The organism is Motilibacter deserti, assembly GCF_011250635.1.
Lineage (GTDB): Bacteria > Actinomycetota > Actinomycetes > Motilibacterales > Motilibacteraceae > Motilibacter_A > Motilibacter_A deserti.
The window spans coordinates 514,523-539,043 of sequence record NZ_JAANNP010000001.1 but is presented as its reverse complement, the minus strand read 5'-3'; the positions used below and the strand labels follow the sequence as shown (position 1 = coordinate 539,043).

Genomic DNA, 24,521 nt, shown 5'->3' with positions numbered 1-24,521 from the left:
GGCGTGTCGCGTGCCAAAGCCCGTGATCATCACGTTGCGGGGGTTCGGGCGCGCGGTCGACGACGGTCGCATCGCGTCGCGCGCCGGGTGTCAGCCCTTGTAGCCGTAGTACTTGACCTTCACCGCGGCCAGGACCTTGAACTTCACCGGGGCGTTGGCGGGGGTGGAGAACTCGACGACCTTGTTGCTGAACTCCGGCTCCCCGGCGTAGGCGTTCGAGTAGTACTTCGCCGTCGCCCAGTCCGCGTCGGAGTTCGAGCCCTGGCCCCAGCTGGGCAGCGTGCCGGAGGTGTCGAGGCACACGACCCAGCAGTCGTCGTCGTCGTCGGTCAGCTCGACCATGGCCGGCACGGAGCCGCCCATCTCGGTCCGGGTCCAGTTGGGGTTGATGCTCTCGCCGGACGAGATCGAGATGTCGTCGTGGAAGTTGACCGCGACCTGCTCGCCGACCCGCAGGTCGACGGCGAACTCGCCGGCGCCGCTGGAGTCGCTGTCGTCGATCACGGTGATCTTGTTGATGTTGATCGTGACCTCACGGTCGGCGGTGTGGACGAAGCCGAGCTCCTTGCGCACGTTGCCCGCGGCGTCCGTGGCGAAGACGCGGAAGAAGTAGTTCGTGCCGGGGGTCAAGCCGCTGATCGGCAGGTAGTGGTTGGTCTTCTTGCCGGCCCCCGCGCCGCTCGTGTAGGCGATCGGCTGGGCGTCGAGGTCCCAGAGGTTCTTGGAGATCTTGACCGTGACCGTCGTGGGGACCGTGGTCTGCGCGGAGGTGGCGATCTCGACGCCGCGGATCGAGTGGGGGTTGATGTCGTTGAGAATGCAGTCGGCGGCGCAGTTGACGTCGGCGGAGGCCGGCGCAGCGGTCGTCGTCAGGGTGGCGGCGCCGGCGGCGCCGAGGGCCAGGGTCGCGAAGGCGGTGCGGGCGAGGCGGTTGCGGAGGGAGCGCATCGGAGTGCCTTTCGGGTCGGGGGTTCTCGTTCGTTCGGGCGGGCTGTCCGCCCTTCCGGGGGTTAACGAGAGCCCCGCGCCGCGGTCGATACGGCCGGGAGCGCGGGTGAGTAGGCGAGGAGGCGGGCTTGAGTAGCCCCGGGCCTGGCCTGGGTAGGCCGCGCGCCCCTGAGTAGTGAGTCAGCCGTCGAGGAGCAGGCTGGCCGTGGTCAGGACGGCGAGCACGGCGACGCCGATGCCCACGACGAGCGCCTCGGCGCGCCCCGAGCTCAGCGACTCGGGTCGCTCGCGCAGCAGTCGCCCGCTCCGCCGCCGCCCCACGACCGCCGCGACGAGCGAGAGGAGCAGCGCGTACGCCGGCAGCACGGTGTGCAGCGGCTGGTCGAGGGAGGGCGGGTGGCGCAGCAGCAGGATGGCGCCGTTGCCCTGCAGGGCCAGCGACGTCCGCGCCCAGGCGAGCGCGGTCCGCTCGAGCTGCGCGCCCGTCGGTGCGTCGCGCGGCGGCATCAGGCGTCGGTGAGCAGCAGCATGGCGCTGACCGCCAGGCCGACCGCGGCGAGCGCGGCGGCGAAGACCCACGCGAGCCGGAAGACCGGCAGCGGCTGGCCGCGCCGCATCGCTCGCTGGACGGCGTGCCAGCGCAGCACGCCTCCGACCGAGGCCACCACGCTGAGCAGCCCGAGGGCGACGCCGGCGGCGGTGCGCAGCCAGCCGGCGTCGGGCTGCGGGAGGAACTCCACGGCGCCGACGCCCGCCGCCAGCAGGGCCAACGCGGTGCGCATCCACGCCAGCAGGGTGCGCTCGTTGGCCAGGGTGAAGCGGTAGTCCGGCTCCTGCTCGTCCATCGCGCCCCAGCTTGCCGCCCCGGCGCGGCGCTGTTCCGAGCGGGGTGCGACCGGCGAACCGGGGAGTGCCGGCGGGCATCGTGCGGTGTCGGTTTGCGAGGGGTACGCCCGACAGAGCCCGGTTGCCAGTGGTTGCCCCAGGCAGGGCTTCTCGCGCCGGACACAGAAGCGGGGCCCGGAGCGGCAGAACGATACGAAGCCGAAACAGTAGGCAATCGACCGGCAATGTCGCCCGACGAAGCTGCGCGCAACCTCAATCCGATCCCGGAGGTTCGTGTGTCGTCCCCCTCTCTGTTCGCCAACCCCTGGGCGCGTCGCGCCCGTGCCACCGCTGTTCCGCTCGTCTCCGCCGGTCTCGCCGCTGTCCTCGTCGGCACCCTGAACGGCGGCGCCACGCCCGTCGTGCAGGAGTCCTTCTCCAGCGTCTCGGGCGTCAGCTCGGCGGTCCAGGTCGAGAGCGTCGCCTACAACACGGCGGTCGCCGCCGCCGCTGCGGCCAAGCCGAAGGTCGCGGTCATCGGCACCGGCGGCACGATCGCCGGCGTCGCGCAGTCGCGCAGCAGCTTCACGAACTACTCCGCGGGCCGCATCCCGATCGCCAGCATGGTCCAGCAGCTGCAGCCGGAGATCGGCAACGTCGCGGACGTCTCGACCGTGCAGTTCGGCAACGCCGGCTCCGGCGGCTACACGATCGCGCAGTTCCACGCGCTCACGCTCGCGGTCGAGAACGCGCTCAAGACGGCCGACGGCGTCGTGGTCACGACCGGCACAGACACGATGGAGGAGTTCGCCTACTGGCTCGACCTCACGGTGCAGAGCCGCAAGCCGGTCGTCCTCACCGGCGCGATGCGCCCGTGGGCGGCGGGCACCATCGACGGCCCGCAGGTCATCGGTGCCGACGGCCCGGCGAACCTCTACAACGCCATCACTCTCGCCGCGAGCCAGACGACGTACTGCTTCGGCACCGTCCTGATGCTGAACGACGAGTTCCACGCCGCGCGTGACGTCACCAAGGGCAACACCACGCGCATGGACACCTTCGAGACGCGCCGCATGGGCAGCCTCGGCTGGATCGACGGGGACTACATCAAGGTGGGCCGCGCCCCCGCGCGTGTGGCCAAGTGCGACACGCCTTCGGAGTGGCTGACGCCGTTCAACCTTTCCACGAAGCCGGCTTCGGCCCTGCCGCGCGTCGAGATCGTCTACAACTACCAGCAGGCGGGCGGCGAGGCGATCACGGCTTTCGCGAACGCCGGGGTCAAGGGCATCGTCACGGCGGGCACCGGCGCCGGTGGGATCTCCTCCGCGCAGAGCGCCGCGCGCTCGGCGGCGGCCAACGCGGGGGTCGTCTTCATCAGCACCTCGCGCGTCGGCTCCGGCTCGGTGACCGGCGGCAGCGGCAACATCATCGCCGGCGACGACCTGCTCGCCCAGAAGGCGCGGCTCTTCCTGCTGCTCGGCCTCACGTTCGCGCCGGGTGACGCGGCCAAGATCCGCGGCTGGATGGACACCATCGGCCAGGCCGAGTGGAAGGTCACGCCGCCGTCGGCGATCGAGACGGGCTTCGCCGACCTGGCGACCCGGATCGCCGAGCTGTCGACCGCCGGCACGATCAACGGCTCGACGACCGAGCTGCTGACGGACCGGCTCGCTCGCGCCAAGTCGGCGTACGAGTCGGCGGACTTCGCGGGTGCCGGGACGTACCTGCAGAACTTCATCGACCGGGCCAAGCAGCGCGTGGACGACGAGGCCGCCCGCACGGCCCTCGTCGACCTCGCGACGTCGCTGAAGAACGAGATCTCGGCGGCCTCACCGGCGGCCAAGACCGTCACCGGCTGACCGTTCCCGCACAGGCGCAGGCCCCGTCCCCTCGGACCGAGGGGGCGGGGCCTGCGCCGTCGTGCAGTCATCGAGCGGGGCGCAGGGCTCCGTCGAGTGAGCGGACGGCCATCGCGAGCGCGTCGTGCCGGGAGCCGCCGCTGACGGTCGCGTAGCTGTCTGCGGCGTAGAGCAGACACCACAGGAGGTTCTCGACCCACAGCGCACTCAGCTCAGGGGAGATGCTGCCGTCCACGTGCCCGCGGCGCACGACCTCGACGAGCTCCCCGGACGGCTCCGTGCCTTCCTGCCACTCCGGGCGGTCCAGGAAGATCCCGGTGAACACCAGCGTCAGCACGTCGCGCAGGTCGAGCAGCTCCCTCAGGGCGCGAAGCAGCGTGTCCCGGCCGTTGCCCTCCGTCAGGCCGGCCCGCCCGAACGCCGACCCGACCGCCGCGAGGGCTTCGGCGGAGACGGCGTCGAGCAGCTCCTGCCGGCTCGCGAAGTAGCGGTGCAGCGTCGTCCGGCCGACCTGCGCCGCGGTCGCGACCTCCGAGAGCGACGCGTTGGGCCGGCGCCCGAGGACGCGGATCGCCGCGTCCAGGATCGCCTGCCGGGTGCGGCTGCGAGCGCCGGAGGCGGGCGGGGACGACGTCACGGCCGCATCGTACGAGGCTGTTCCACGCCGGAACCATGCTTGCTCAGAATGGAACACAAGTGTTCCACTGGGGCGGTGCCCCTCCTCCCGCGCTTCCCCCGGCTCCTCGTGCTCCGCGACGTCGTACGCCCGCACCGCCGCGCGCTCGCGATCGGCCTCGGCCTCGGCCTGCTCTCGACGTCGACGGCACTGGCCACGCCGATGGTCACCAAGGGGGTGCTCGACTCGATCGACTCCCGGGCCGGGCTCACCGGGCCGGTCCTCGGGCTGCTGGCGCTGCTGGTCGCGGGCACCTCGATCGCCCTGGCCCAGTGGATCCTGCTCGGGACCGTGGCCGAGCGGGTCGTGCTGGCGGCGCGTACGTCGCTGGTCCGTCGCTTCCTCGGTGCGACGGTCCGCGACGTCACGCGGCACGCGCCCGGCGAGCTCGTCACGCGCGTGACCTCCGACACCGTGCTGCTGCGCGAGGCGGCTTCGTCCGCGGTGGTCGGGCTGATCAACGCCGTCGTCGGCCTCGTGGGGACGTTCGTGCTCATGGCCGTGCTCGACCTGGTGCTGCTCGGCGTCACGCTCGCGACCGTCGTCGTCGTCGTGGTGCTGTTCGCGCTCCTCATGCCCACGATCGCGCGCGCCGAGCAGGCCTCGCAGGAGGCGCTCGGCCGGCTGGGAGCCGAGCTCGAGGGCGCCGTCCGGGCCCTGCGCACGGTCAAGGCGAGCCGCGCCGAGGACCGTCAGGCCGAGCGCATCGTCGGCCTGGCGCAGGAGTCGGCCCGGCACAGCCTCCGTTCGGTCCGGGCTTCGGCGTTCGCCTGGTCGATCAGCTGGTCCGGCGTGCAGCTGGCCGTCATCGTGATCCTGGCCGTGGGCGCGGCGCGCGTGTCGAACGGAGCGCTCGCGGTGTCCAGCCTCATCGCGTTCCTGCTCTACGCCTTCCAGCTGATGGGGCCCATCACCGAGCTCTCGCAGAACGTCACCGCCCTGCAGTCCGGGCTCGCTGCCGCCGAGCGGATCCGCGAGGCCGACGCGATGGAGCTGGAGCAGAAGCCCGAACGCCGGTTCGCAACCTCAGCTTCGTGGGATCGCCCGAGGAACGGGCCGGTGCTCGAGCTGCGCGGCCTGCACGCACGCTACGACGAGGGCGGCGAGGTCCTCTCGGGCATCGACCTCGTCGTCCCACGGCGCGGCCACCTCGCTGTCGTCGGCCCGTCCGGGGCCGGCAAGACGACGCTCATCTCGCTGCTCATGCGCTTCCTCGAGCCGTCCGGTGGCGAGGTGATGCTCGACGGCCGGCCCTATCGCAGCCTCTCGGTGGGGGAGGTGCGGTCGCGGTTCGCGTACGTGGAGCAGGACGCACCGCTCGTGCCCGGGACCGTGCGCGACAACCTGCTGCTGTCGGCGCCGGACGCGACCGAGGCCGAGATCGACGCGGCGCTGCGCGCGGTGCAGCTGGACGGGACGGTCGCGGCGCTCGAGCACGGCCTGGACACGCTCGTGAGCCCGACGTCGCTGTCGGGCGGGGAGCGGCAGCGGGTCGCCGTGGCCCGTGCCCTGCTGCGCCTCCCCGACGTGCTGCTGCTGGACGAGGCGACCGCGCAGGTCGACCCGCTCACCGAAGCCGCGATCGCCCGCGGCATCCGGCTCGCGGCCGAGCGAGGTGCTGTGGTGACCATCGCACACCGGCTCTCGACGGTGGTCGACGCGGACGAGATCGTCGTGCTCGAACGGGGGCGGGTCCGGGCGCGGGGCACGCATGCGCAGCTGTTGGTCGAGGACGAGCTCTACCGCGGCTTCGTCGAGGCGCTGAGGATGGCGCCCGTCGCGGTCTGACCCGAGGACGGCGACGCCCGGCCGGGAGGCTCCCGGCCGGGCGTCGCAGGATCTGCGGTTCAGGGACTACCAGGAGCCGGCGGCGGGCTTGCCGGCGGTGTAGAGCCACACGTCGAAGAAGTTGTCGAGATTCTGCTTGGACAGCTTCTCGGCCATCGCGATGAAGCTCGCCGTGGTGGCGTCCTCGTAGCGGTTCTGCTGGTGCCAGCGGCGCATGAGCTGCCAGAAGTCCTTCTCGCCGATCTTGACCCGGAGGGCCTGCAGGGTCATCGCCCCCTTCTGGTAGACCGCATCACCGAAGATCTCGGTCGCGCCGGGCGCCGCCACCGGGACGGCCCAGCGAGCGCTGGTCGGCCCAGCGGCGTAGGCGGCGTCGAAGGAGGCCTGGGTGCTGCGGCCGCCGGTGTGCTCGGTCCACATCCAGGTCGCGTAGACGGCGAAGCCCTCGTTCAGCCAGATGTCGGACCAGTTGGTCGGGGAGACGCTGTTGCCGTACCACTGGTGAGCGAGCTCGTGGACGACGGTGCCGAGGCCCGCGGAGCCCGAGTAGATCGGGCGGGTCTGGGTCTCCAACGCGTAGCCGACGGAGTCGTTGTCGACGATCGCGCCGGCTGCCTCGAGTGGGTAGGGGCCGAACTTCGAGCTGAGGAACTCGATGATCTCCGGCTGCCGGGCGAGGCTCGCGTTCGTCGTGTTGCGCGCGGCCGCCGTGAGCTTGCGGTCCACGGCGTTGATGATCGGCAGACCGTCCGGCCCGGTCTGCGTCGTGAGGTCGTAGTCGCCGATCGAGGCCGTGGTGAGGTACGCCGTCATCGGGTCCTTCGCCACCCACGTGAAGGTGGTCCAGCCGTTCGCGGTGGACTGGGACTCGAGCAGCCCGTTCGCGACGGCGGTCTTGCCCTCGGGGACCGTGATCTCGAAGTCGTACGTCGCCTTGTCCGCGATGACGTCGTTCACCGGGTACCAGGTCGCTGCGCCCTCGGCCTCGTTCGCCACGAAGGCGCCGTCGGCGAAGGCGACGAACCCGTAGCGCGTGTTGGTGTTGTCCCGCGGCTGACCCATCGTGCCGCCGTAGTCGATGCTCAGCTCGATCGTCTTGTGGCGGCGCACGGGCGAGGGCAGCGTGACGATCAGCTCGCCACCTTCCCGGTAGCCGTGGGTCGTGATCGGAGGCGTCTTGACGAACTTCGCAGGCATTCCGTTGACCCGGACCGCCGAGACCGAGAGATCGCGCAGGTCGAGGCTGAGCGACTCCAGCGCCTGCGTCGTCTTGACGGTGATGTCCGCCGTCGCGGTCAGCAGCTTGGTGGCGGTGTCGTACTTCAGCTTGAGGTCGTAGTGCTGAGCGTCGTAGCCGCCGTTGCCCGCCTGCTCGAAGTAGGCGTCGGGGCCGGTCGTCGAGCCCGGGCTGTACTCGGACGTGAGGGCCGGGGTGGTGCCGAACATCACCGCGGCACCGGCCACAGCGAGTGTGGAGTAGTAGCGTCGCTTCATGCCGAGACCCTAAGCCGGGAACGGCGCGACGTCCCCCTGTTGCCGGGGCAGGCGCTCCCTGGATGCCCGGTCCGTCCCCGCTTTCGCAGAGCCGTGACGAAGGCGTAACACGTGCGACACCGACGCTTCCTACCGTCCGCCGGGACCTCGCTCCGCCAAGCACCTCCCGGGAGACCCGTTGAGACCATCCCGCCGAATTCCGCACGCCCTGCTCGCCTCCGTCGCCACCCCGCTCCTTCTCGTCGCCGCAGTCCCGGGCATCGCCCAGGCCGCTCCCGCGCCCTTCCGGGTCGAGGAGACGACGGTCGCCGACATCCACGCTGCGTTCGCGGACGGCTCGCTCACCTGCCAGGGCCTTGTCCTGGCCTACCAGCAGCGCATCGCCGCGTACGAGAACGCCGGCCCGGCGATCAACTCGCTCGTCACGCTGGCACCCGGCCTGATGAAGCAGGCAAAGGCGCTCGACAAGCAGTACAAGAAGGCCAAGGGCAAGGTCGGGCCGCTGCACTGCATCCCGGTCGTGCTCAAGGACAACATCGACACCGCCGGCATCCAGACGACCGCCGGCTCGAAGGCCCTTCTCGGCTCCGTGCCGGAGCGGGACGCGGCGATCACGGCCGGCCTCAAGGCCGACGGCGCGCTCGTCCTCGGCAAGGGCAACCTCGACGAGTGGGCGCACGGCGGCATGGCCGGCTACAGCTCGGCCAACGGCCAGACGCGCAACCCGTACGGCCGCGGCCTCTCGCCGGCGGGTTCGAGCGGTGGCCCGGCGGCCGCCGTCGCCGCCAACTTCGCCGTCCTCAGCGTCGGCAGCGACACCCTGGGCTCGATCCGCGGCCCGGTGAGCGCGGAGTCGCTGGCCGGGGTCAAGCCGACCATGGGCCTGGTCAGCGGCGCGGGCGTGGTGCCGTTCTCGCTCACCTTCGACGTCGCCGGGCCGATGACCCGCACCGTCACCGACAGCGCCCTGACGCTGAACGCGATCGCCGGCGTCGACCTCGAGGACCCGCGGACCGCCGCGGCAGCCGGCAAGATCCCCGCCGACTACACGACGTTCCTCAGGACGGACGCCCTGCAGGGCAAGCGCATCGGGGTCGTCCGGTCGTACGTCACCGGCTCCAACGCGGCCCCGATCAACGCCGCGCTCGAGACCCTGAAGGGGCTCGGTGCCACGGTCGTCGACGGGATCACGATCCCCTCGTCCGTGTCGTCCCTGCAGGGGCAGTACTACACCTTCATCTCCGAGACCGAGTTCAAGACGCAGCTGGGGGAGTACCTCCAGAGCCGTCGCCCGAACGCCGCGGTGACGTCGCACGCCGACGTGCTCGCGGCTAGCGAGCAGCCCGGCTTCGGGATGGCGCCGTCGGTGCTGAACCGGCTGCGCAGCGAGGCGACGCGGGGCACTCTGCAGGACGCGGACTACCTCAAGGCGGTGGCCGAGGGCCCCGCGGCCATGCGCGCCGGCATCGACGCGCTGATCGACGCGAACGGGGTCGACGCCCTCGTCTTCGCCACGGGCAGCGGCAGCGCGCTCGCCAGCCTGTCCGGCTATCCGGAGGTCATGGTGCCCGCGGGGAAGAACGCCTCGGGCATCTCCGTCGGGCTGTCCTTCCTAGGCAAGGCGTTCACCGAGCCGCAGATGCTCGGCTACGCCTACGCCTACGAGCAGGCCACGCACGCCCGCGCGACCGACACCATCCTCACCCCGCAGCTGCCGGCGGTCGCCGACCTCGACGCGGCCGTCGCCGGACTCCGCACCTCGCTGGGCAGCGGCGTCGCGACGAACCTGCGCAACAAGCTCGACCTGGCGCAGGACGCGATGGCCGACGGTGACGCGGCGCAGGCCGTACGCGCGCTGACCCAGTTCGTCGAGCACGCGGAGCGCCGGGTCGGCGCCCCCTCGGTGCGCACGGTACTCGTCGACGACGCAGAGACGCTGATCGCGCAGCTGCGGGCGGTCTCGACGCTGTCGTAGCACGCGCCCGCAACAACAGAAGCGGCGTCCGGTGTCGTCAGACGACACCGGACGCCGCTTTCTGTTGTGCGGTCAGGCCTCAGCCGGGGAGCGTCAGCGCGTGAACGCCTGGAACTCGGCCGCGCGGACGTTGAGCGCCTGCGGGCTGCCCGTCGCGCACTCCTCGTTCGCGCGCGGGTCGTTGTCCTGCTGCCCGTTGTAGTCCGGCCCGCCGGTGCACTGCGTGTGGACCACGCGGAGCTGCAGGTGGGTCGCCGTCGTCGTCGGGATGTCGAACGAGCGGAAGATCAGCTCGGGCGCCCGCGGCCGCGGCGTACGGCCCGGGAACGCGTCGGCCGGGCTGGTGTAGGCCAGCGTGAAGTTGGCGCTGTTCGAGCAGTCGGTGCCGGTGTCGGTGTTGCAGGCGTAGACCGCGAACTGGCGCAGGGCCGTGTAGCGGTTCTGCGTCTGCGGGTCGAGCGTGTTCGCCGGGGTGGCGCCGTGGAGATGAGCGCTGACGTTCAGCTTCTCGACCTTCTGAGCGCCGGTGCCGGAGAGCTTGACCGTCACCGCCTTCCCGGCAACCGGCGAGTTCAGCGAAGCCCAGTTCGTGGCTTCGGTGTCGTCGATCAGGGAGTTGGTGTAGACGCCGTCACCGGATGCGGTGGCGCCGTTGGCTGCGGAGGCCACGTTGAGGGCCATGTCGGGAGCGACGGTGACCGGACGGCCCTTGGCCACCGTGATCGTCAGGCGCTGCAGGCCGAGCCCGGCACCCTGCGCGACGGCGCTGTACGTGCCCGGCACCATGGAGAAGGTGTTGCCGCGGGCGGTGGCCGGGTCGGTGTCGGCGACCGGCGTGGCACGCGCCTCGTAGTCACCGATGAAGAGCTTGACCGCCTTGCCCGCCGCGTCCCCGGTGGGGGCGAAGGTGACGACGCTGTTCTGCCCGCCGGGCGCGGAGAACGACGCGACCGGGTCGGCGTCGGCCGGGCCGGTCGTCGAGGCGTCCTGGCCGAGGCCGGCCCGGGCGAAGCCCTCCCAGAGGATGGCCTGGTTGGCGCCGCCGAAGCGGAGCTTGTCGGCGGCCAGCATCGCGTTGCGCAGGTCGATGAAGGTCGGCTGCGGCAGTGCCGTCATGACCATCGAGTCGAACATGAGCTGGATCCACATCCGGTTGCCCGGGCAGTTCTCGTAGGAGAAGCGGCCGTTGGCGCACTTCTCGTTCTTCGACGGGGTGCCGTCGCCGTACTCGTCCACGAGGGCCGAGCGGACGGAGAACTGGATCGCGTTCCAGATCTCGCCGTCCGAGTGGACCTCGGCGCCGGGCAGGTCGTACGCCACGTCGCTGTAGTTCAGCGGGCTGTTGCTGATGTCGTAGTTGCGGATGCCCGTCACCGGGTCGCCCGTGGCGTACGCGCCCGTGACCCAGGGGCTGTTGCCGGCCGGGGTGTAGCCCATCTCGTAGAGGTACTCACCGGCGACCAGGTCGGACCACGACTCGCCCATCGCGCCGCCGGCGGCCCCGCCCAGGCCGCGGCTCGGGCCGGCGACCATGCGGTTGCTGATCGCGTGGGTGTACTCGTGGCCGATGATGCTCATGTCGTAGTCGCCGTCGACGCAGGGAGCGTAGAAGCTCGCCGCGTTGGGCTGCCACAGGTACATGTTCGTGATGTTGTTCATGCCGTCCGGGCCGGTGCCCTGGTTGGCGTTGTTGCGGGCGCCGAAGCTCGGCGGGCCGCCGACGACGCCGCCCGCCTGGGCGTTGCCGCGCTCGGGGTCGTTGCCCAGCTGGCCCTTGCCCAGGTTGTCACGCTGCATGTTCCACGTCGCCTCGGTGAAGCCGAGGTTGTAGGCGAAGTCGTGCATGCGGTTGTGCTGGACGAAGAGGTTCGTGATGGCCGCGTCGATGTCGTTGCGCTGCGGGGAGGTGAAGACGTCGGGCGAGCACTTCGACTCCTGCCACTGGTTCGTCCAGGGGTAGAAGTACTGCCGGGTCGGGCTCGGCGTCGCGTAGTTGGTGCCGAACGTGTTGCCGTTCGTCGTGTTCCACTTCTCCACGTCGAGCGTGTTGTTGCCCGCGGTGGTGAAGGTGGAGAGGCCAGTGGTCGGGTCGACGTCCCAGGGAAGGGCGGAGATCCCCCAGTTGACGTTGAGCTCGCAGTCGGTCTCCTTGTTCCAGCAGACCCGCATGCGGGTGTCGTTGCTGGAGTAGTCCGCCGGCGGGTTGGCCGGGAAGACCAGCCAGTCGGGGTTGGTGTTGTTCTTGTCGCTCGCGTAGTCGAAGAGGTCGTCGCGGACGAGGATCTCGCCGGTCCGCGCGTCGACCCAGCTCTGCGTGCCGATCGGGTTCGCCACGTCGGTCGGGCCGAACAGCGTGACCTCGTACGCGGCGCGGTTCTCGGTCGCGGTGGGCACCGCGGTGAGCAGGACGCGCTCCTGGGTGAGCTCACCCTCGACCAGGCCGGACTCGCGCAGCGCGATCGCCTTCGCTTCGTCCGCGCTGAGCGTCGCCGGCGCGGGCGCAGTCACGTCGCGCGTCAGGTTGGAGGAGACCCAGAGCACGGCGTCCTCGAGGACCCCGATGCTCGCGATCCCGTCGGTGGTGACCGGCAGCGCACCCAGCGTCTGTCGGAACACGACGACCGTGCCCTTGCCGATCGGCGTCGTCGTGACGAGGGTGAGCTTGTCGACCGCCGCGGCGCTCAGGCCGTAGAGCGCGACGTTGTCGATGAGGTACTGCCGAGCCACGACGACCGGGTCGGCAGCGGTGGCGCCGACCGCAGCGCGCTTCACCGAAGCGCGCTGCGCCTTGGAGAGCTTGACCTCCGCCCCGTCGCCCGCCTCGACGATGCTGGCCGGCGTGCCGAACTTGTTCCACCGGACCGCGCGCCCGTCGATCGCCTCGCGCTGGGCGGCGGTCGGGGCCAGTGATCCGGCGCGCACGTCGATCGACTTGTCCGGCAGCCCTTCGCCCATCACACCGACGGGCACCGGCGGCACGGAAGCCGTGGAGCTACCTGCCGCCACGGCCGACGAGGGCGGGCTCATCAGCGCGATGCTGATCAACGCGGTGACGCCCACACCCCCGGCAGAAGCCATCTTGCTTCTCGTTGTAGGCACACATGCCTCCAGAATGAGCGAGGCTCTCGGCAGCCTCGCGTTCCCCTGCGCCACGGTCCGGGCGCGCGCCGTAGGCAACCATCGAAACCGCCGCTTTGCAACGACTTGGCCGAAATCTCGTTGCAGAATGCAAAGATTGTTGCAACCTCGTGACTACGCAGTGTCAATGATGTTGTCGGTGTGATCTTGAGGCAACGGCGTCGGTCCGTGATGGGGCCTCAGCCGGGACACGGAACGCGTGTCAGGCCTCGCTCGTCGCCTCGAGGAGCCCGTTGCTCGTGACGGCGTCGAGGGCGAGCACCTTGTAGCCCTCCTGCTCGAAGAGGACGACGACGCGGTCCTCCTCGTAGCGCATCACGATGCCCTCGCCGAACGTGTCGTGGGTGACCGACGACTGGAGCGGGAAGGGCGCGTCCTCCGGGACCTCCTCGGCCGCCTCCTGTGCCGTTCCTGCCCGGCACGTGTCGCAGTTGCCGCAGGGCTCGGCGAGGTCCTCGCCGAAGTAGCCGAGCACGAACTGGCGTCGACATCCGTCCGTCTCCGCGTAGCCGCGCAGCATCTCGATGCGCGACCGGTCCAGCCGGCGGCGCGCCTCCTCGGCCTCGACCGCCTCGTCCGCCCGCTCGCGCGGGTCGGCCGCCTCCGTCTCGTCGAGCGCGTTGAGGAGCCGGACCAGTTTGCGCGGCCCGAGCCCTGTCCGCTCCGCGATGGCGTCCCGGTCCAGGCCCTCGGCCAGCAGACGGGCGACGGCGACGAGGTCCTCGCGCTTGAGGCTGCCCGAGGCGAAGAAGCGCCGCAGGCCGAGGTCCTCCGGCCGGTAGTAGAGGACCGCCTGCGAGGGCTCCCCGTCGCGCCCGGCGCGGCCGATCTCCTGGTAGTAGCTGTCCAGCGAGTCCGGCATCGCCTCGTGGATCACCGTCCGGACGTCGGGCTTGTCGATCCCCATGCCGAACGCGCTCGTCGCGACGATCACGTCGAGCGTGCCGTCCATGAACTCGGCCTGCACGCGCTCGCGGTCGGCCTTGCGCATGCCTGCGTGGTAGGCGGCGGCCGACAGGCCGAGCTCGGCGAGGGCCGCTCCGATCTCCTCCGCGCTGCGCCGGGTCGCGACGTACACGATCTCCGGCTTCTGCTCCGACGCCGCGCGCAGGACGACCTGGTCGCGCTTCTCCTCAGCGGTGCGGAGGCGGACGACCTCGAGGCTGATGTTGGGCCGCGCGAAACCAGTCACGAGCACGAACGGGTCGCGCAGGTGCAGGCGCGCGGCGATGTCGTCGCGCACCGGCGGGGCGGCGGTGGCCGTCAGGGCGATGACAGGGGGATGCCCCAGGCTGTCGATGACGTCGCCGAGGCCGAGGTAGTCGGGACGGAAGTCGTGACCCCACGCGGAGACGACGTGCGCCTCGTCCACCGCGATCAGCGACGGGGCGGCGGCGCGTACCTGCTCCAGGACCTCCTCGTTGGCCAGCTGCTCCGGCGACATGAAGAGGAACTCGGCTTCACCGTCCTGCACCGCCTCGAACGCCTCGCGCCGCTCGCGCGCCCCCACGTCCGAGCTGACCCGGACGGCCTCGGCGCCCTCTCCGCGGCGGCCCAGGGACTCGGCCTGGTCGCGCTGCAGGGCGAGCAGCGGGGAGACGACGAGGGTCGGCCCGTCCAGGTGCAGGGCCGGCAGCTGGTAGGTCGCGGACTTGCCGGCACCGGTCGGCATGACCACGAGCGCGTCGCGCCCATGCATCACGGCGCTGATGGCCTGGGCCTGGCCGGGGCGCAGCTCGTCCCAGCCGAACACGTCACGGGCGGTCTCGCGGATCCGGTCGAGCTCGTCGTGCTCGTCGTGCCCGTCCGTGGCGGCGGTCGGCTGCTCGTCGGCGTGCTGGCCCTCGGCGTACGTGTCCACGGGGAGGCGTCCTGCCCGGGTGGAGATGCCGTCAACCGGGCAACCTCTGCTCCAGAGGTGTGGATCTGACGAGTGATCAGCGCCGCGTCGGTTCCGTCCGCGCACCTCGTGTGGAAGCCTCAAGCACATGCCAGCTCCTGCCGATGGGCGGTCGTGACGATGTCGCAGGCGTCCGGACCATCCGCTGCCCTCGTCCGTGCGCTGCCGCTGGCGGCGCCGGCGGCAGCGGTCCTCGTGCTGCTCGCCGGCGCGGCGGCAGCCCTTGCGGACGTGCGGCACGGCGCGGTCGTGCTCTGTGTCGGCGCGGTCGTGGCAGTCGCCCTGGGTGCCGTTGGGGCCCTGGGGTGGAAGCAGCCGGGGCGGGCGGGCCTGCTCGCCGCCGCCGGGCTGCTGCTGCTCACCGCGTACGCAGGGGCGGCCTCGGCGCTCACGGGGACCGTCGCCGCGGCGGCCGCCGGTGCGGTGCCCGTCGCCGCCCTGGGGCTGGTCCTGCGGCCGGGGCGCGTGCTGTGGGGCCTTCTCGGCGGCGCGTGGGCCGTGGGACTGGCCGCGGCGCTCGCGTCGCCCTCGGTCCTCGACCACCTCCTCGCCCTCGTGCTCGGCTGCCTCCCGGCGACCCTGCTCGCGCTCGGCATCGGAGTGCAGCGCCGCTTCGACGCGGAGGCCCTGCAGGCCGCGCTCGAGGCGGCCGAGGCGAGCCTCGTCCGCGACCCGCTGACCGGGCTGGCGAACCGGCAGGGAGTCGACCTGCTCGGCACGCAGATCGTCGAGACGGCCCGCCGGCAGGGCGACGCCGTCCACTGCGTGATCGTCCAGGCCGACGGCGCCGGGCTCGTGGCCGGCCTGCCGCGCGAGGCCCGCGACGAGTTCCTCGTCGCCGTCGCCGAGGCGCTGCGCGGCGCCACCCGCACCACCGATGTCGTCGCCCACTGGGAGGCCGCGGAGTTCTGGGTGCTCGGCCCCGGCCCGGGCATGCCGCCGGCCGAGCTCGAGCGCCGGGTGAGCCGGCGCCTCGCCGCCGACCCCGCGGTGAGCTCGGGGGCGATCTCCCTCGACGCCGACCGCGTCGCCGCGTCGATCGTCGCGGGCGGCGCGATGCTGGCCCCCTGGGACGCGGGCACCCTCGACACGCTGCTCGAGCGGGGGCGCCAGGAGCTGCTCGCCCGCTGCACGCTGCTGCAGGACGCGCCCGGCCCGCTGTCGCGGCGGGACGCGACGCGCTGACCGGCGGGCGCGGGGAGCCGCGCCTCGCCGCCCGCCCCGCTCGCGTCCTGCGCTACCGTTGACGGCATGCGAGCGCAGCCGCTCCTCCTCGTCCAGCCGCGCTAGCCCGGACCGCCCGGCCGACGCGGCGAGCCCCTCGGTGTCCCGGGGGGCTCTCGCGTTGTCAGGGCAGGTCACGCCCTCGACGGGCGGGCGGGGCCGCGGCCGCAGGACAGCAGGGGCGACGGCGCCCGCGGGGTGTGCGAACGACGGCAGCGACGGAGCGGGACGAATGACGCAGAGCAGCACCCAGCCGGGCACGACGGCGGACGTCGAGGAGGCGCTGCCGGCGTTCCGCTACACCGCCACGCTGGCCGCCGACATCGAGCGGCGCTGGCAGGACCGCTGGGAGTCCGAGGGCACCTTCCACGCGCCGAACCCCGTCGGGCCGCTCGCCGGCCCCGTCGACGACCGGCCGCGCGTCTTCGTGATGGACATGTTCCCCTACCCCTCGGGCTCGGGGCTCCACGTCGGCCACCCGCTGGGCTACATCGCGACCGACGTCTTCGGCCGCTTCTCGCGCATGGCGGGCGCCAACGTCCTGCACACCCTCGGCTACGACGCCTTCGGCCTTCCCGCCGAGCAGTACGCGGTGCAGACCGGACAGCACCCGCGGGTCACGACCGAGTCGAACATCGCCACCATGCGCCAGCAGCTGCGCAAGCTCGGGCTGGGCCACGACCCGCGCCGCTCGATCTCCACGATCGACCCGGACTACTACCGCTGGACCCAGTGGATCTTCCTGCAGATCTACAACGCGTGGTACGACGAGGACGCCGGAAAGGCGCGTCGACTGTCCGAGCTGGAGGCGGAGTACGCGTCTGGCCAGCGGCCCACGCCGGACGGGCGCGCGTGGTCGGCGCTGTCCGGGGTCGAGCGCGCCGAGCTGCTGGACGCGAAGCGGCTGGCCTACGTCGCCGAGGCGCCGGTCAACTGGTGCCCGGGCCTGGGGACGGTGCTTGCCAACGAGGAGGTCACCGCCGACGGCCGCAGCGAGCGCGGCAACTTCCCCGTCTTCAAGCGCAACCTGCGCCAGTGGATGATGCGGATCACGGCGTACGCCGACCGCCTGCTGGACGACCTCGAGCTGCTGGACTGGCCGGAGCCGGTCAAGCTGATGCAGCGCAACTGGATCGGCCGCTCCCACGGCGCCCACGTCGACTTCGCCGTCTCCGGCGTCGAGGGCGCCTCGGTCCGCGTCTTCACCACCCGACCCGACACCCTGTTCGGCGCGACCTACGTCGTGCTCGCGCCCGAGCACCCGCTGGTCGAGCGGGTCGTCGCCGGGGCGTGGCCCGAGGGGGTCGACGAGCGCTGGACCGGCGGGGCCGGCACGCCGCGCGAGGCGGTCGAGGCGTACCGGACGCGGGCGGCGCGCGAGACCGAGGAGGAGCGCACGTCCGACACGCGCGAGAAGACCGGCGTGTTCACCGGCACGTACGCCGTCAACCCGATGAACGGAAAGCCGCTTCCGGTGTTCATCGCGGACTACGTGCTCATGGGCTACGGCACCGGCGCGATCATGGCGGTGCCGGCCGAGGACACGCGCGACTACGACTTCGCCGAGAAGTTCGGGCTGCCGATCGTGCGCACCGTGCAGCCGCCGGAGGGCTTCGAGGGCGGCGCCTACACCGGTGACGGCGCGACGATCAACTCCGAGTTCCTGAACGGGCTGTCGCGGGTCGAGGCCAAGGAGCGGGCCATCGCGCGGCTGGAGGAGCTCGGCTCCGGCTCGGGCACCACGACGTACAAGCTGCGCGACTGGCTCTTCAGCCGGCAGCGCTACTGGGGCGAGCCGTTCCCGGTCGTCTACGACGAGGACGGGCGGGTCGTGCCGCTGCCGGACTCCATGCTGCCGGTGACGCTGCCCGAGGTCTCGGACTACTCGCCGCGGACCTACGACCCCGACGACGCGGAGTCGATGCCGGAGGCGCCGCTGTCGCGCGCCGCCGAGTGGCTGGAGGTCGAGCTCGACCTGGGCGACGGGCCGAAGACGTACCGCCGGGACACCAACACGATGCCGAACTGGGCGGGCTCGTGCTGGTACCACCTGCGCTACGTCGACCCGGTCAACACCGAGCAGGTCGTCGGCCCGGAGAACGAGCGCTACTGGATGGCGCCGCGGGGCGGGGACGACACGGTCGGCGGTGTCGACCTCTACGTCGGTGGCGTCGAGCACGCGGTGCTGCACCTGCTCTACTCGCGCTTCTGGCACAAGGTGCTGCACGACCTGGGCTACGTGTCCAGCTCCGAGCCGTACCACAAGCTCTTCAACCAGGGCTACATCCAGGCCTACGCCTACACCGACGAGCGTGGCGTCTACGTGCCCGCGGCCGAGGTCGAGGAGCAGGACGGCAAGTTCCTGTATCACGGTTCGGTCGTCAACCGTGAGTACGGAAAGATGGGCAAGTCGCTGAAGAACAGCGTCACGCCCGACGAGATGGCCGAGACCTACGGCGCGGACACGCTGCGGCTCTACGAGATGTCGATGGGGCCGCTGGAGGTGTCGCGGCCCTGGGAGACGCGCGCGGTCGTCGGGTCGTTCCGCTTCCTGCAGCGCCTGTGGCGCAACGTCGTCGACGAGGCCAGCGGCACGACGGTCGTCAGCGAAGAGCCGGCCGACGAGGAGCTGCGGCGCCTGCTCCACCGAGTCATCGACGGGGTGCGTGCGGACTACGCCGCGCTGCGCTTCAACACCGCCGGCGCGAAGCTGATCGAGCTCAACAACGCACTCACCAAGCGCGGTGGCCCGGCTCCCCGTGACGTGGTCGAGCCGCTCGTGCTCATGCTGGCCCCGCTCGCTCCGCACGTCGCGGAGGAGCTGTGGGCGCGGCTCGGGCACGAGGGGACGCTCGCCTACGAGCCCTTCCCGGAGGCCGACCCCGCGCTGCTGGTCGAGGAGACCGTGACGTGCGTCGTCCAGGTGGCGGGCAAGGTGCGCGACCGGCTGGAAGTGCCACCGTCGATCACCGAGGACGAGCTGCGCGAGCTGGCGCTGGCCACGGAGGGAGTGCGCCGCACCCTCGGCGAGCGCGGCGTCCGCACGGTCATCGTCCGGGCGCCCAAGCTGGTCAACGTCGTCCCCGCCTGACGTCCTCGTGGCTCCCCGGGCGGGCGGAAGGGGCGGGTCGGTCGCGATCGTGACCGACTCCACCGCCTGCCTGCCCGCGGAGCTCGTGGCCTCCGCCGGGGTCACGGTCGTCCCGCTGCACGTCATCCTCGACGGCGACGAGTCCTTCGAGCCCGACGTGGCTCCGGGCGAGGTGGCGGACGCGCTGCGGCGCAGGGCGTCGGTGACCACGTCGAGCCCGACGCCCCGCGCGTTCCGCACCGCGTACGCGGCGGCCGAGCGCGCGGGCGCCACCGCCTGCCTCTCCATCCACCTCTCCTCCACCTGGTCCGGGACGTTCGAGGCCGCCCGCATCGCCGCGCGGGACGCACCGCTCGACGTGCACGTCCTGGACGCGCGGACCCTCGGGATGGCCATGGGCTACGCGGTCCTGTCCGCTGCCGAGGCCGCGGCTGCCGGCGCGGCCCTCGGGGACGTGGAAGCGGCCGCGCGCAAGCGGGTCGAGCGGTCCGGCATCTGGTTCATGGTGCCGACGCTGGAGCATCTGCGGCGGGGCGGCCGCATCGGCGCCGCGCAGGCCCTGCTCGGCTCGGCGCTGGCCATCAAGCCGCTGCTGCGTGTGGTCGACGGGCAGGTCGAGCCGTTCGAGAAGGTACGAACCCGGCCGCGGGCGCTCGAGCGCATGGTCGCCGCCGCGGTCTCGCACGCGGGCGACGACGAGGTGGACGTCGCCGTGCACCACCTCGGGGACGAGGACACCGCGCACGACCTGGCCGGCCGGCTGCCCGCGCTGATGCCCGGCCTGCGCCGGCTGGTGGTCACCGAGGTGGGCGCGGTCATCGGCGCGCACGTCGGGCCGGGAGTCCTCGGGATCGTGGTCGCGCCGCACTAGCGGGCATCGGGGTCGTGGCCGTGCCGTGCTGGCGGCTTCCGGGTCGTGGCCGGCGGCAGCACCGGTCCTCGTCCACAGGGCGAAGGCGCTGTGCGCGGTGTCCACAGCTCGCGTTCGGCGGCAACCCAGCGGCGCTCGGCCGCCCTAGCGTCGACGCATGCCCCGTCCTCGCCGGAACGAGCCGCCGGCCGCCCTGCGCCTGCGTTCTGTGGTGCCGCCGCCGCTGTCGCACCCCGCCGCAGCAGGTGATCCCGCCACTGCAGGCGATCCCGCCACTGCGGGGGATCCCAGCTTCGGTGAAGAGGGGTTCGGGCAGTGGGAGACGTTCGCTGCGGGCGGCGAGCGGGGGCACGGGAAGCTCGAGGGCCCGGGGGCCGCGGATGCAGGGCTGGGCGGAGGGCTCGGGCATGGGGGGCTCCGAGGCATTCCGTACGAGCGCGCCGAGTTCCGACGCGCCGGGTACGGGGACGGTGAGTTCGAAGGCGGCGGGTTCGGGGACGGTGAATTCGAAGGCTCCGGGTCCGGGAGCGCCCAGTACGGGGGCGCCGAGTTCGAGGGCCCGCGGCTGGCCGGCCCGCAGCTCGGCGGCGCGACGTCGGGCGGCTGGATGCCGGGGCTGATGACCGGCGAGCCGGCGAGTCCCCCTACGCCGCTGCCGCAGCCACTGCAGCAACCGCTCCCGGTCGCGGCTCCCGAGCCGGGCACGGCGTCATCGGCGCGCCAAGGTCGGCGGCGGGCGCCGACCGGAGGCGAGGCTTGGCGGGGCGCGGTCGCGGACCGGCTGCCGCCCACCCTGCGCTCCGGAGCTCTCGCGCTGTCACCCCCGGCGGTGCTGGCCCTTGGCGCGGTCGCGGTCGTCGCGGTGGTCGTGGTCGGGCTGCTCTGGGCCACGTCGCGGCCGAACGCCGTCGCGGTCCCGCCGCGCGCCGAGCTGGCGACCTCGACCCCCGCGTCGGGCCCTCTGGCGCAGCCAGCGGCGGAGGCGTCCGGCGCCGCTGCCGGGCCAGCCGCGGTCCTGGTCGTGGACGTCACCGGTCGGGTGCGCCGCCCGGGCATCGTCGAGCTGCCGGACGGGGCGCGGGTGGCGGACGCGCTCGAGGCGGCCGGTGGTGTCACGGCGGGCGCCGACCTGCGGTCCCTGAACCTCGCGCGCCGGCTCGTGGACGGTGAGCAGGTGCTGGTGCTTGGGGAGGGCGAGACCCCGCCGCCCGGTGCCGGCCTCGTGTCGAGTGGCGGCCCGGGGGCTGCCGGTGCCGCGCCCGGAGCCGGCGGCCCCGGTGCCGCCACCGCCGGCGGCTCCGCCTCTGGGGGGCAGATGGACCTGAACGCCGCGACCGTCGACCAGTTCGACACCTTGCCCGGGGTCGGCCCGGTGCTCGCGCAGCGGATCGTGGACTGGCGCACCGAGCACGGCAGGTTCTCCAGCGTGGACGAGCTCCGCGAGGTCGACGGGATCGGTGAATCCCGCTTCGCCGATCTGCGCGACCTCGTCCGGGTGTGACCGCCCCCGACGTCCCGGTGGCCGCCGCCGCCCACGCGGGAGGCACTCGTCCTGGCGGCGACGGGCGCCGCAACGGAAGCGGTTCGGGGGATGAGACGGAGCAGCGGCCGGACTTCCGGCTCATCCCGGCGGCCGCGGCCGGATGGGGCTCCGCTGCGCTCGGCCTCGTCCTGCCCGCGGCCGGTGCCGTCATCGTCGCCGTGGGAGCCGGGGTGGCGGCGACGGGCTGCGCCGTGCTCGCGTGGCGCGGGCACCGGCGGCGGGTGTGGCCGACGGTGGCAGCCGCGGCCTTGCTCGTCGCTGCCGCGGCGACTGCGGTAGCCGCGCTGCGAGCGGCTCCGTTGCGCTCCGGGCCGCTGCCCGAGCTGGCGGCCCGGAGCGCGAGTGCCGAGGTCGAGCTCGTCGTCACCGGAGACCCGCAGCGGCACGAGCCGAAGGTCAAGGGCATGCGGCGCAGCGAGGTCCTCGTCGTCGTGCCCGCCCGGGCCGAAGTGGTGACGGCGCGCGGCGTACGTCTCGAGCTCCGGGTACCGATCACAGTCCTCACGTCCGAGGAGGCCTGGCTGCCCTTGCTCCCCGGTCAACGGGCCCGTGCGTCGGGTCGGTTGGCGACGCCGCGGCCGGGCGACGCAGTGGCCGCGACCATCTCGGTGCACGGCGGGCCGACGTTGCTCGGCGATCCGGGGCTGCTGCAACGCGTGGCCGGCGTGCTCCGCGCGGGCCTCCGGGACGCGGCGGACGGCCTGGCCCCCGCCGAGCGTGGGCTGCTGCCCGGGCTCGTCGTGGGAGACACGTCCCGACTGCCCTCCGAGACCGAAGACGACTTCAAGGAAGCTGGACTCACGCATCTGACTGCGGTGAGCGGGGCGAACGTCGCGATCGTCGTCGGTGCGGTGCTCTTCGTGGCCGTACGCGTGGGCGTGCGCGGTCGCTGGCTCCCGCTCCTGGGCACCCTGGCGTTGCTGGGCTTCGTGGTCCTGGCGCGGCCGCAACCCAGCGTCCTGCGCGCCGCGGCCATGGGCCTCGTCACGTTGGCAGCCCTCGCGACAGGGCGTCGACGGCGCGGCGTGCCGGCCCTGGCGGCTGCGGTGATCGTCCTGCTGCTGCTCGACCCCTGGCAGGCCCGCTCGTTCGGCTTCGCGCTGTCGGTCCTCGCCACCGGCGCCTTGCTCGTCCTCGCGCCGCCGTTGGTGACCGCGCTGCACCGACGGCGGCTGCCGCTCGTTGTCGCTCAGGCGCTCGCCGTGCCGCTCGCCGCCTCTGCGCTCACGGCCCCCGTGATCGTCCTGCTCTCGAGCTCCGTGAGCCTCGTCTCGGTCGTGGCGAACCTCCTCGTCGCGCCCGCCGTTGCGCCGGCCACGGTCCTCGGGGTGCTCGCCGCGGTCGTCGCGCCGGTGTCTCCCGCCGCGGCGGCCGGGTGCGCGCACGTCGCGGCGGTGCCGCTGTGGTGGATCGTGCAGGTGGCGGCCGTGAGCGCAGGGCTCCCGGCGGCGACCGTGCCGTGGCCGGCGGGGTGGGGCGGCGCGGCGCTGCTCGCCGCGGTGCTGGGCGCCGGCGCGCTGCTCGGGCCGGCCCTGTGGCGGGTGCGCCCGATGCGGGTGGCGGCGCTCGCCGGGCTCATGACGCTGCTGCTGCAGCCTGCGGTCAACCCGCGCTGGCCACCGCCCGGCTGGCTGCTCGTCGCCTGCGACGTCGGCCAGGGGGACGCCCTCGTCCTCGACGGTGGCCCCGGTGGCGCCGTCGTCGTGGACGCGGGGCCGGATCCGGAGGCCGCCGACCGGTGCCTCACCGATCTCGGGGTGGAGCGCGTCGCCCTCGTGGTGCTCACGCACTTCCATGCCGACCACGTCGAGGGGCTGCCCGGCGTCCTCCGCGGCCGGAGCGTCGCCGCGCTCGAAGTGAGCCCGCTGGAGGAGCCGCCCGGGGAGGCGGACCGGGTCGCCGCCTGGGCGGCCGACGCAGGCATCGTGCCGCTGCCGGTCGGGACGGGCGACCAGCGCTCTGCCGGGAAGCTGCGGTGGCAGGTCGTCGCTCCCGCGCGGACCTATGCCGGGGAGAACGCGAACGACGCCAGTGTCGTGCTGCTGTTCGAGGCGCGCGGCCTCCGGATGCTGCTGACCGGGGACGTGGAGCCGGCGGGCCAGGCGGCGCTGCGCGACGCGGCGCCGGGCGTGGTCGACGTGCTCAAGGTGCCGCACCACGGCTCGGCCCACCAGGACTTCGCGTTCCTCGAGTCGCTGCACGCCCGCGCCGCTCTGGTGTCCGCGGGGGTGGACAACGACTACGGGCACCCGGCGATGACGACGCTCGCGGCGCTGCAGCGCCAGGGCGTCGAGATCGGGCGGACGGACACCGACGGGGACGTGGCCGTCGTGACGACGGGGGAGGGGGAGCTCGCGCTCGTACGCCGTGGCCCGGGGCGGCGGGAGCGGTGACCGCCGCGTCGGCTCTCAGATGCATCGAGGCCCGGGCCGCTGCTGACGGTCAGCTGCCCGCAGGCTTCCAAGTGGACGGCGGGCGAGTCAGCCAGCGTTCGAGGTCGTGCTCGCGGCCACGAACGCTGGCCGACTCCGATCCGACTCCGACTCCCGAGGCCGCTGCCGCCGTGCCTGCCACCGCAGGGACTGCGGCGCCGTGAGGTAACCGGCGGTCCGCACCGGGAACCCGCGAGACAGGAGCGCTCCCGATCACCGGTGGCTGCACATCTGGTGCAGGCGGAGCCCGGGGACACGGCCCGTGGCGGAGGCACTAGCGTGCGGCGCATGGACGCAGTGCTCATCCTCGCCGACTCGGCCCAGCAGTCCGAGCCGGGCGGCAAGGTGCACATCCTCGGCGCCGGCTGGTCGGTCACCGGCCCGGCGGTCGCGGCCGGAGCGGTCGTGGTCTTCCTCTGGATCCCGTGGGACCAGACGAACGAGCCCCACGAAGTCGTGCTGTCCCTGCTCGACGCGGACGGGCACGTCGTCCTGGTCCCCGGGCCCGAGGGGGACGTGCCGCTGCGCATCCCCAACACGGTCCAGGTGGGCCGTCCCGCGGCGACCCCCGACGGCACGCCCATCGACGCCAGCTTTGTCGTGAACTACGGGCCGGGGCTGCCGCTGACCCCCGGCGAGCGCTACACGTGGCAGCTCGAGATCGACGGCGAGTCGAAGGAGCACTGGAGCCGCGGGTTCCTCGTGCGTCCGGTCTCCATGGGCCTGGGGGGCGTCACTCCCTGAGGCGGCCCGCCCC

General features: G+C 72.8%; 16 protein-coding genes. 9 read left to right on the top strand and 7 right to left on the bottom strand.

Features of this window, described 5'->3' with window-relative positions:
• Positions 1–90 precede the first annotated feature (90 nt).
• The 3 genes from G9H71_RS02480 to G9H71_RS02470 all read right to left on the bottom strand — a co-directional run bounded on the left by G9H71_RS02480 (position 91) and on the right by G9H71_RS02470 (position 1,793).
• A complete protein-coding gene (locus G9H71_RS02480; RefSeq protein ID WP_166277261.1) occupies positions 91–948 on the bottom strand; it encodes an NDNF family protein in 858 nt (285 codons plus the stop codon).
• Positions 949–1,128: 180 nt separating this feature from the next.
• Entirely contained in the window at positions 1,129–1,455 is a 327-nt protein-coding gene (locus tag G9H71_RS02475; RefSeq protein ID WP_166277258.1) for a DUF202 domain-containing protein, read from the bottom strand.
• Entirely contained in the window at positions 1,455–1,793 is a 339-nt protein-coding gene (locus G9H71_RS02470) for a YidH family protein (protein ID WP_166277255.1), read from the bottom strand. The genes G9H71_RS02475 and G9H71_RS02470 overlap by 1 nt, the downstream gene beginning before the upstream one ends.
• 276 nt (positions 1,794–2,069) lie before the next feature.
• Here G9H71_RS02470 and G9H71_RS02465 point away from each other — a divergent pair, with 276 nt between their 5' ends.
• A complete protein-coding gene (locus G9H71_RS02465; protein WP_331272696.1) occupies positions 2,070–3,632 on the top strand; it encodes an asparaginase in 1,563 nt (520 codons plus the stop codon).
• Positions 3,633–3,699: 67 nt separating this feature from the next.
• On the opposite strand, the gene G9H71_RS02460 is transcribed toward G9H71_RS02465, so the two are convergent.
• Positions 3,700–4,269, bottom strand: coding sequence for a TetR/AcrR family transcriptional regulator (locus G9H71_RS02460; protein ID WP_166277248.1), 570 nt, complete (start codon positions 4,267–4,269; stop codon positions 3,700–3,702).
• Positions 4,270–4,317: 48 nt separating this feature from the next.
• Here G9H71_RS02460 and G9H71_RS02455 point away from each other — a divergent pair, with 48 nt between their 5' ends.
• Entirely contained in the window at positions 4,318–6,096 is a 1,779-nt protein-coding gene (locus tag G9H71_RS02455) for an ABC transporter ATP-binding protein (protein WP_166277245.1), read from the top strand.
• 66 nt (positions 6,097–6,162) lie between these two features.
• Here G9H71_RS02455 and G9H71_RS02450 read toward each other — a convergent pair whose 3' ends face one another.
• A complete protein-coding gene (locus G9H71_RS02450; protein ID WP_166277242.1) occupies positions 6,163–7,590 on the bottom strand; it encodes a M1 family metallopeptidase in 1,428 nt (475 codons plus the stop codon).
• Positions 7,591–7,768: 178 nt separating this feature from the next.
• On the opposite strand from G9H71_RS02450, the gene G9H71_RS02445 reads away from it, so the two are divergent.
• Positions 7,769–9,565: an amidase family protein gene (locus tag G9H71_RS02445; RefSeq protein WP_166277239.1), complete on the top strand. Its 1,797-nt coding sequence runs from the start codon at positions 7,769–7,771 to the stop codon at positions 9,563–9,565.
• Between the two features lie 93 nt (positions 9,566–9,658).
• Here G9H71_RS02445 and G9H71_RS02440 read toward each other — a convergent pair whose 3' ends face one another.
• Positions 9,659–12,643, bottom strand: a complete 2,985-nt coding sequence (locus G9H71_RS02440) for a M36 family metallopeptidase (protein WP_231133992.1) — start codon at positions 12,641–12,643, stop codon at positions 9,659–9,661.
• Positions 12,644–12,905: 262 nt separating this feature from the next.
• Entirely contained in the window at positions 12,906–14,564 is a 1,659-nt protein-coding gene (locus tag G9H71_RS02435) for a RecQ family ATP-dependent DNA helicase (RefSeq protein WP_331272694.1), read from the bottom strand.
• Between the two features lie 159 nt (positions 14,565–14,723).
• Between G9H71_RS02435 and G9H71_RS02430 the strand changes: the two genes are divergently transcribed.
• The 6 genes from G9H71_RS02430 to G9H71_RS02405 all read left to right on the top strand — a co-directional run bounded on the left by G9H71_RS02430 (position 14,724) and on the right by G9H71_RS02405 (position 24,508).
• Positions 14,724–15,788, top strand: a complete 1,065-nt coding sequence (locus G9H71_RS02430; protein WP_231134136.1) for a diguanylate cyclase domain-containing protein — start codon at positions 14,724–14,726, stop codon at positions 15,786–15,788.
• A gap of 271 nt (positions 15,789–16,059) precedes the next feature.
• Positions 16,060–18,918 (top strand): leucine--tRNA ligase, encoded by a 2,859-nt coding sequence (gene leuS, locus G9H71_RS02425; RefSeq protein WP_166277230.1) that lies wholly within the window; start codon positions 16,060–16,062, stop codon positions 18,916–18,918.
• A 49-nt stretch (positions 18,919–18,967) separates the two neighbouring features.
• Positions 18,968–19,789, top strand: coding sequence for a DegV family protein (locus G9H71_RS02420; protein ID WP_331272693.1), 822 nt, complete (start codon positions 18,968–18,970; stop codon positions 19,787–19,789).
• Positions 19,790–19,946: 157 nt separating this feature from the next.
• Positions 19,947–21,290, top strand: coding sequence for a ComEA family DNA-binding protein (locus G9H71_RS02415; protein ID WP_269204422.1), 1,344 nt, complete (start codon positions 19,947–19,949; stop codon positions 21,288–21,290).
• Positions 21,287–23,725, top strand: a complete 2,439-nt coding sequence (locus tag G9H71_RS02410; RefSeq protein WP_331272692.1) for a ComEC/Rec2 family competence protein — start codon at positions 21,287–21,289, stop codon at positions 23,723–23,725. Before G9H71_RS02415 ends, G9H71_RS02410 begins: the two co-directional genes overlap by 4 nt.
• A gap of 327 nt (positions 23,726–24,052) precedes the next feature.
• Positions 24,053–24,508: a DUF6941 family protein gene (locus tag G9H71_RS02405; protein WP_166277224.1), complete on the top strand. Its 456-nt coding sequence runs from the start codon at positions 24,053–24,055 to the stop codon at positions 24,506–24,508.
• Positions 24,509–24,521: the final 13 nt, after the last annotated feature.

Coding starts and splice junctions, on each gene's coding strand:
- G9H71_RS02470 (WP_166277255.1), bottom strand. CDS start 1,793: ATGGACGAGCAGGAGCCGGACTACCGCTTCACCCTGGCCAACGAGCGC.
- G9H71_RS02450 (WP_166277242.1), bottom strand. CDS start 7,590: ATGAAGCGACGCTACTACTCCACACTCGCTGTGGCCGGTGCCGCGGTG.
- G9H71_RS02440 (WP_231133992.1), bottom strand. CDS start 12,643: ATGGCTTCTGCCGGGGGTGTGGGCGTCACCGCGTTGATCAGCATCGCG.
- G9H71_RS02475 (WP_166277258.1), bottom strand. CDS start 1,455: ATGCCGCCGCGCGACGCACCGACGGGCGCGCAGCTCGAGCGGACCGCG.
- leuS (WP_166277230.1), top strand. CDS start 16,060: ATGACGCAGAGCAGCACCCAGCCGGGCACGACGGCGGACGTCGAGGAG.
- G9H71_RS02455 (WP_166277245.1), top strand. CDS start 4,318: ATGGAACACAAGTGTTCCACTGGGGCGGTGCCCCTCCTCCCGCGCTTC.
- G9H71_RS02430 (WP_231134136.1), top strand. CDS start 14,724: ATGTCGCAGGCGTCCGGACCATCCGCTGCCCTCGTCCGTGCGCTGCCG.
- G9H71_RS02405 (WP_166277224.1), top strand. CDS start 24,053: ATGGACGCAGTGCTCATCCTCGCCGACTCGGCCCAGCAGTCCGAGCCG.
- G9H71_RS02415 (WP_269204422.1), top strand. CDS start 19,947: ATGCCCCGTCCTCGCCGGAACGAGCCGCCGGCCGCCCTGCGCCTGCGT.
- G9H71_RS02480 (WP_166277261.1), bottom strand. CDS start 948: ATGCGCTCCCTCCGCAACCGCCTCGCCCGCACCGCCTTCGCGACCCTG.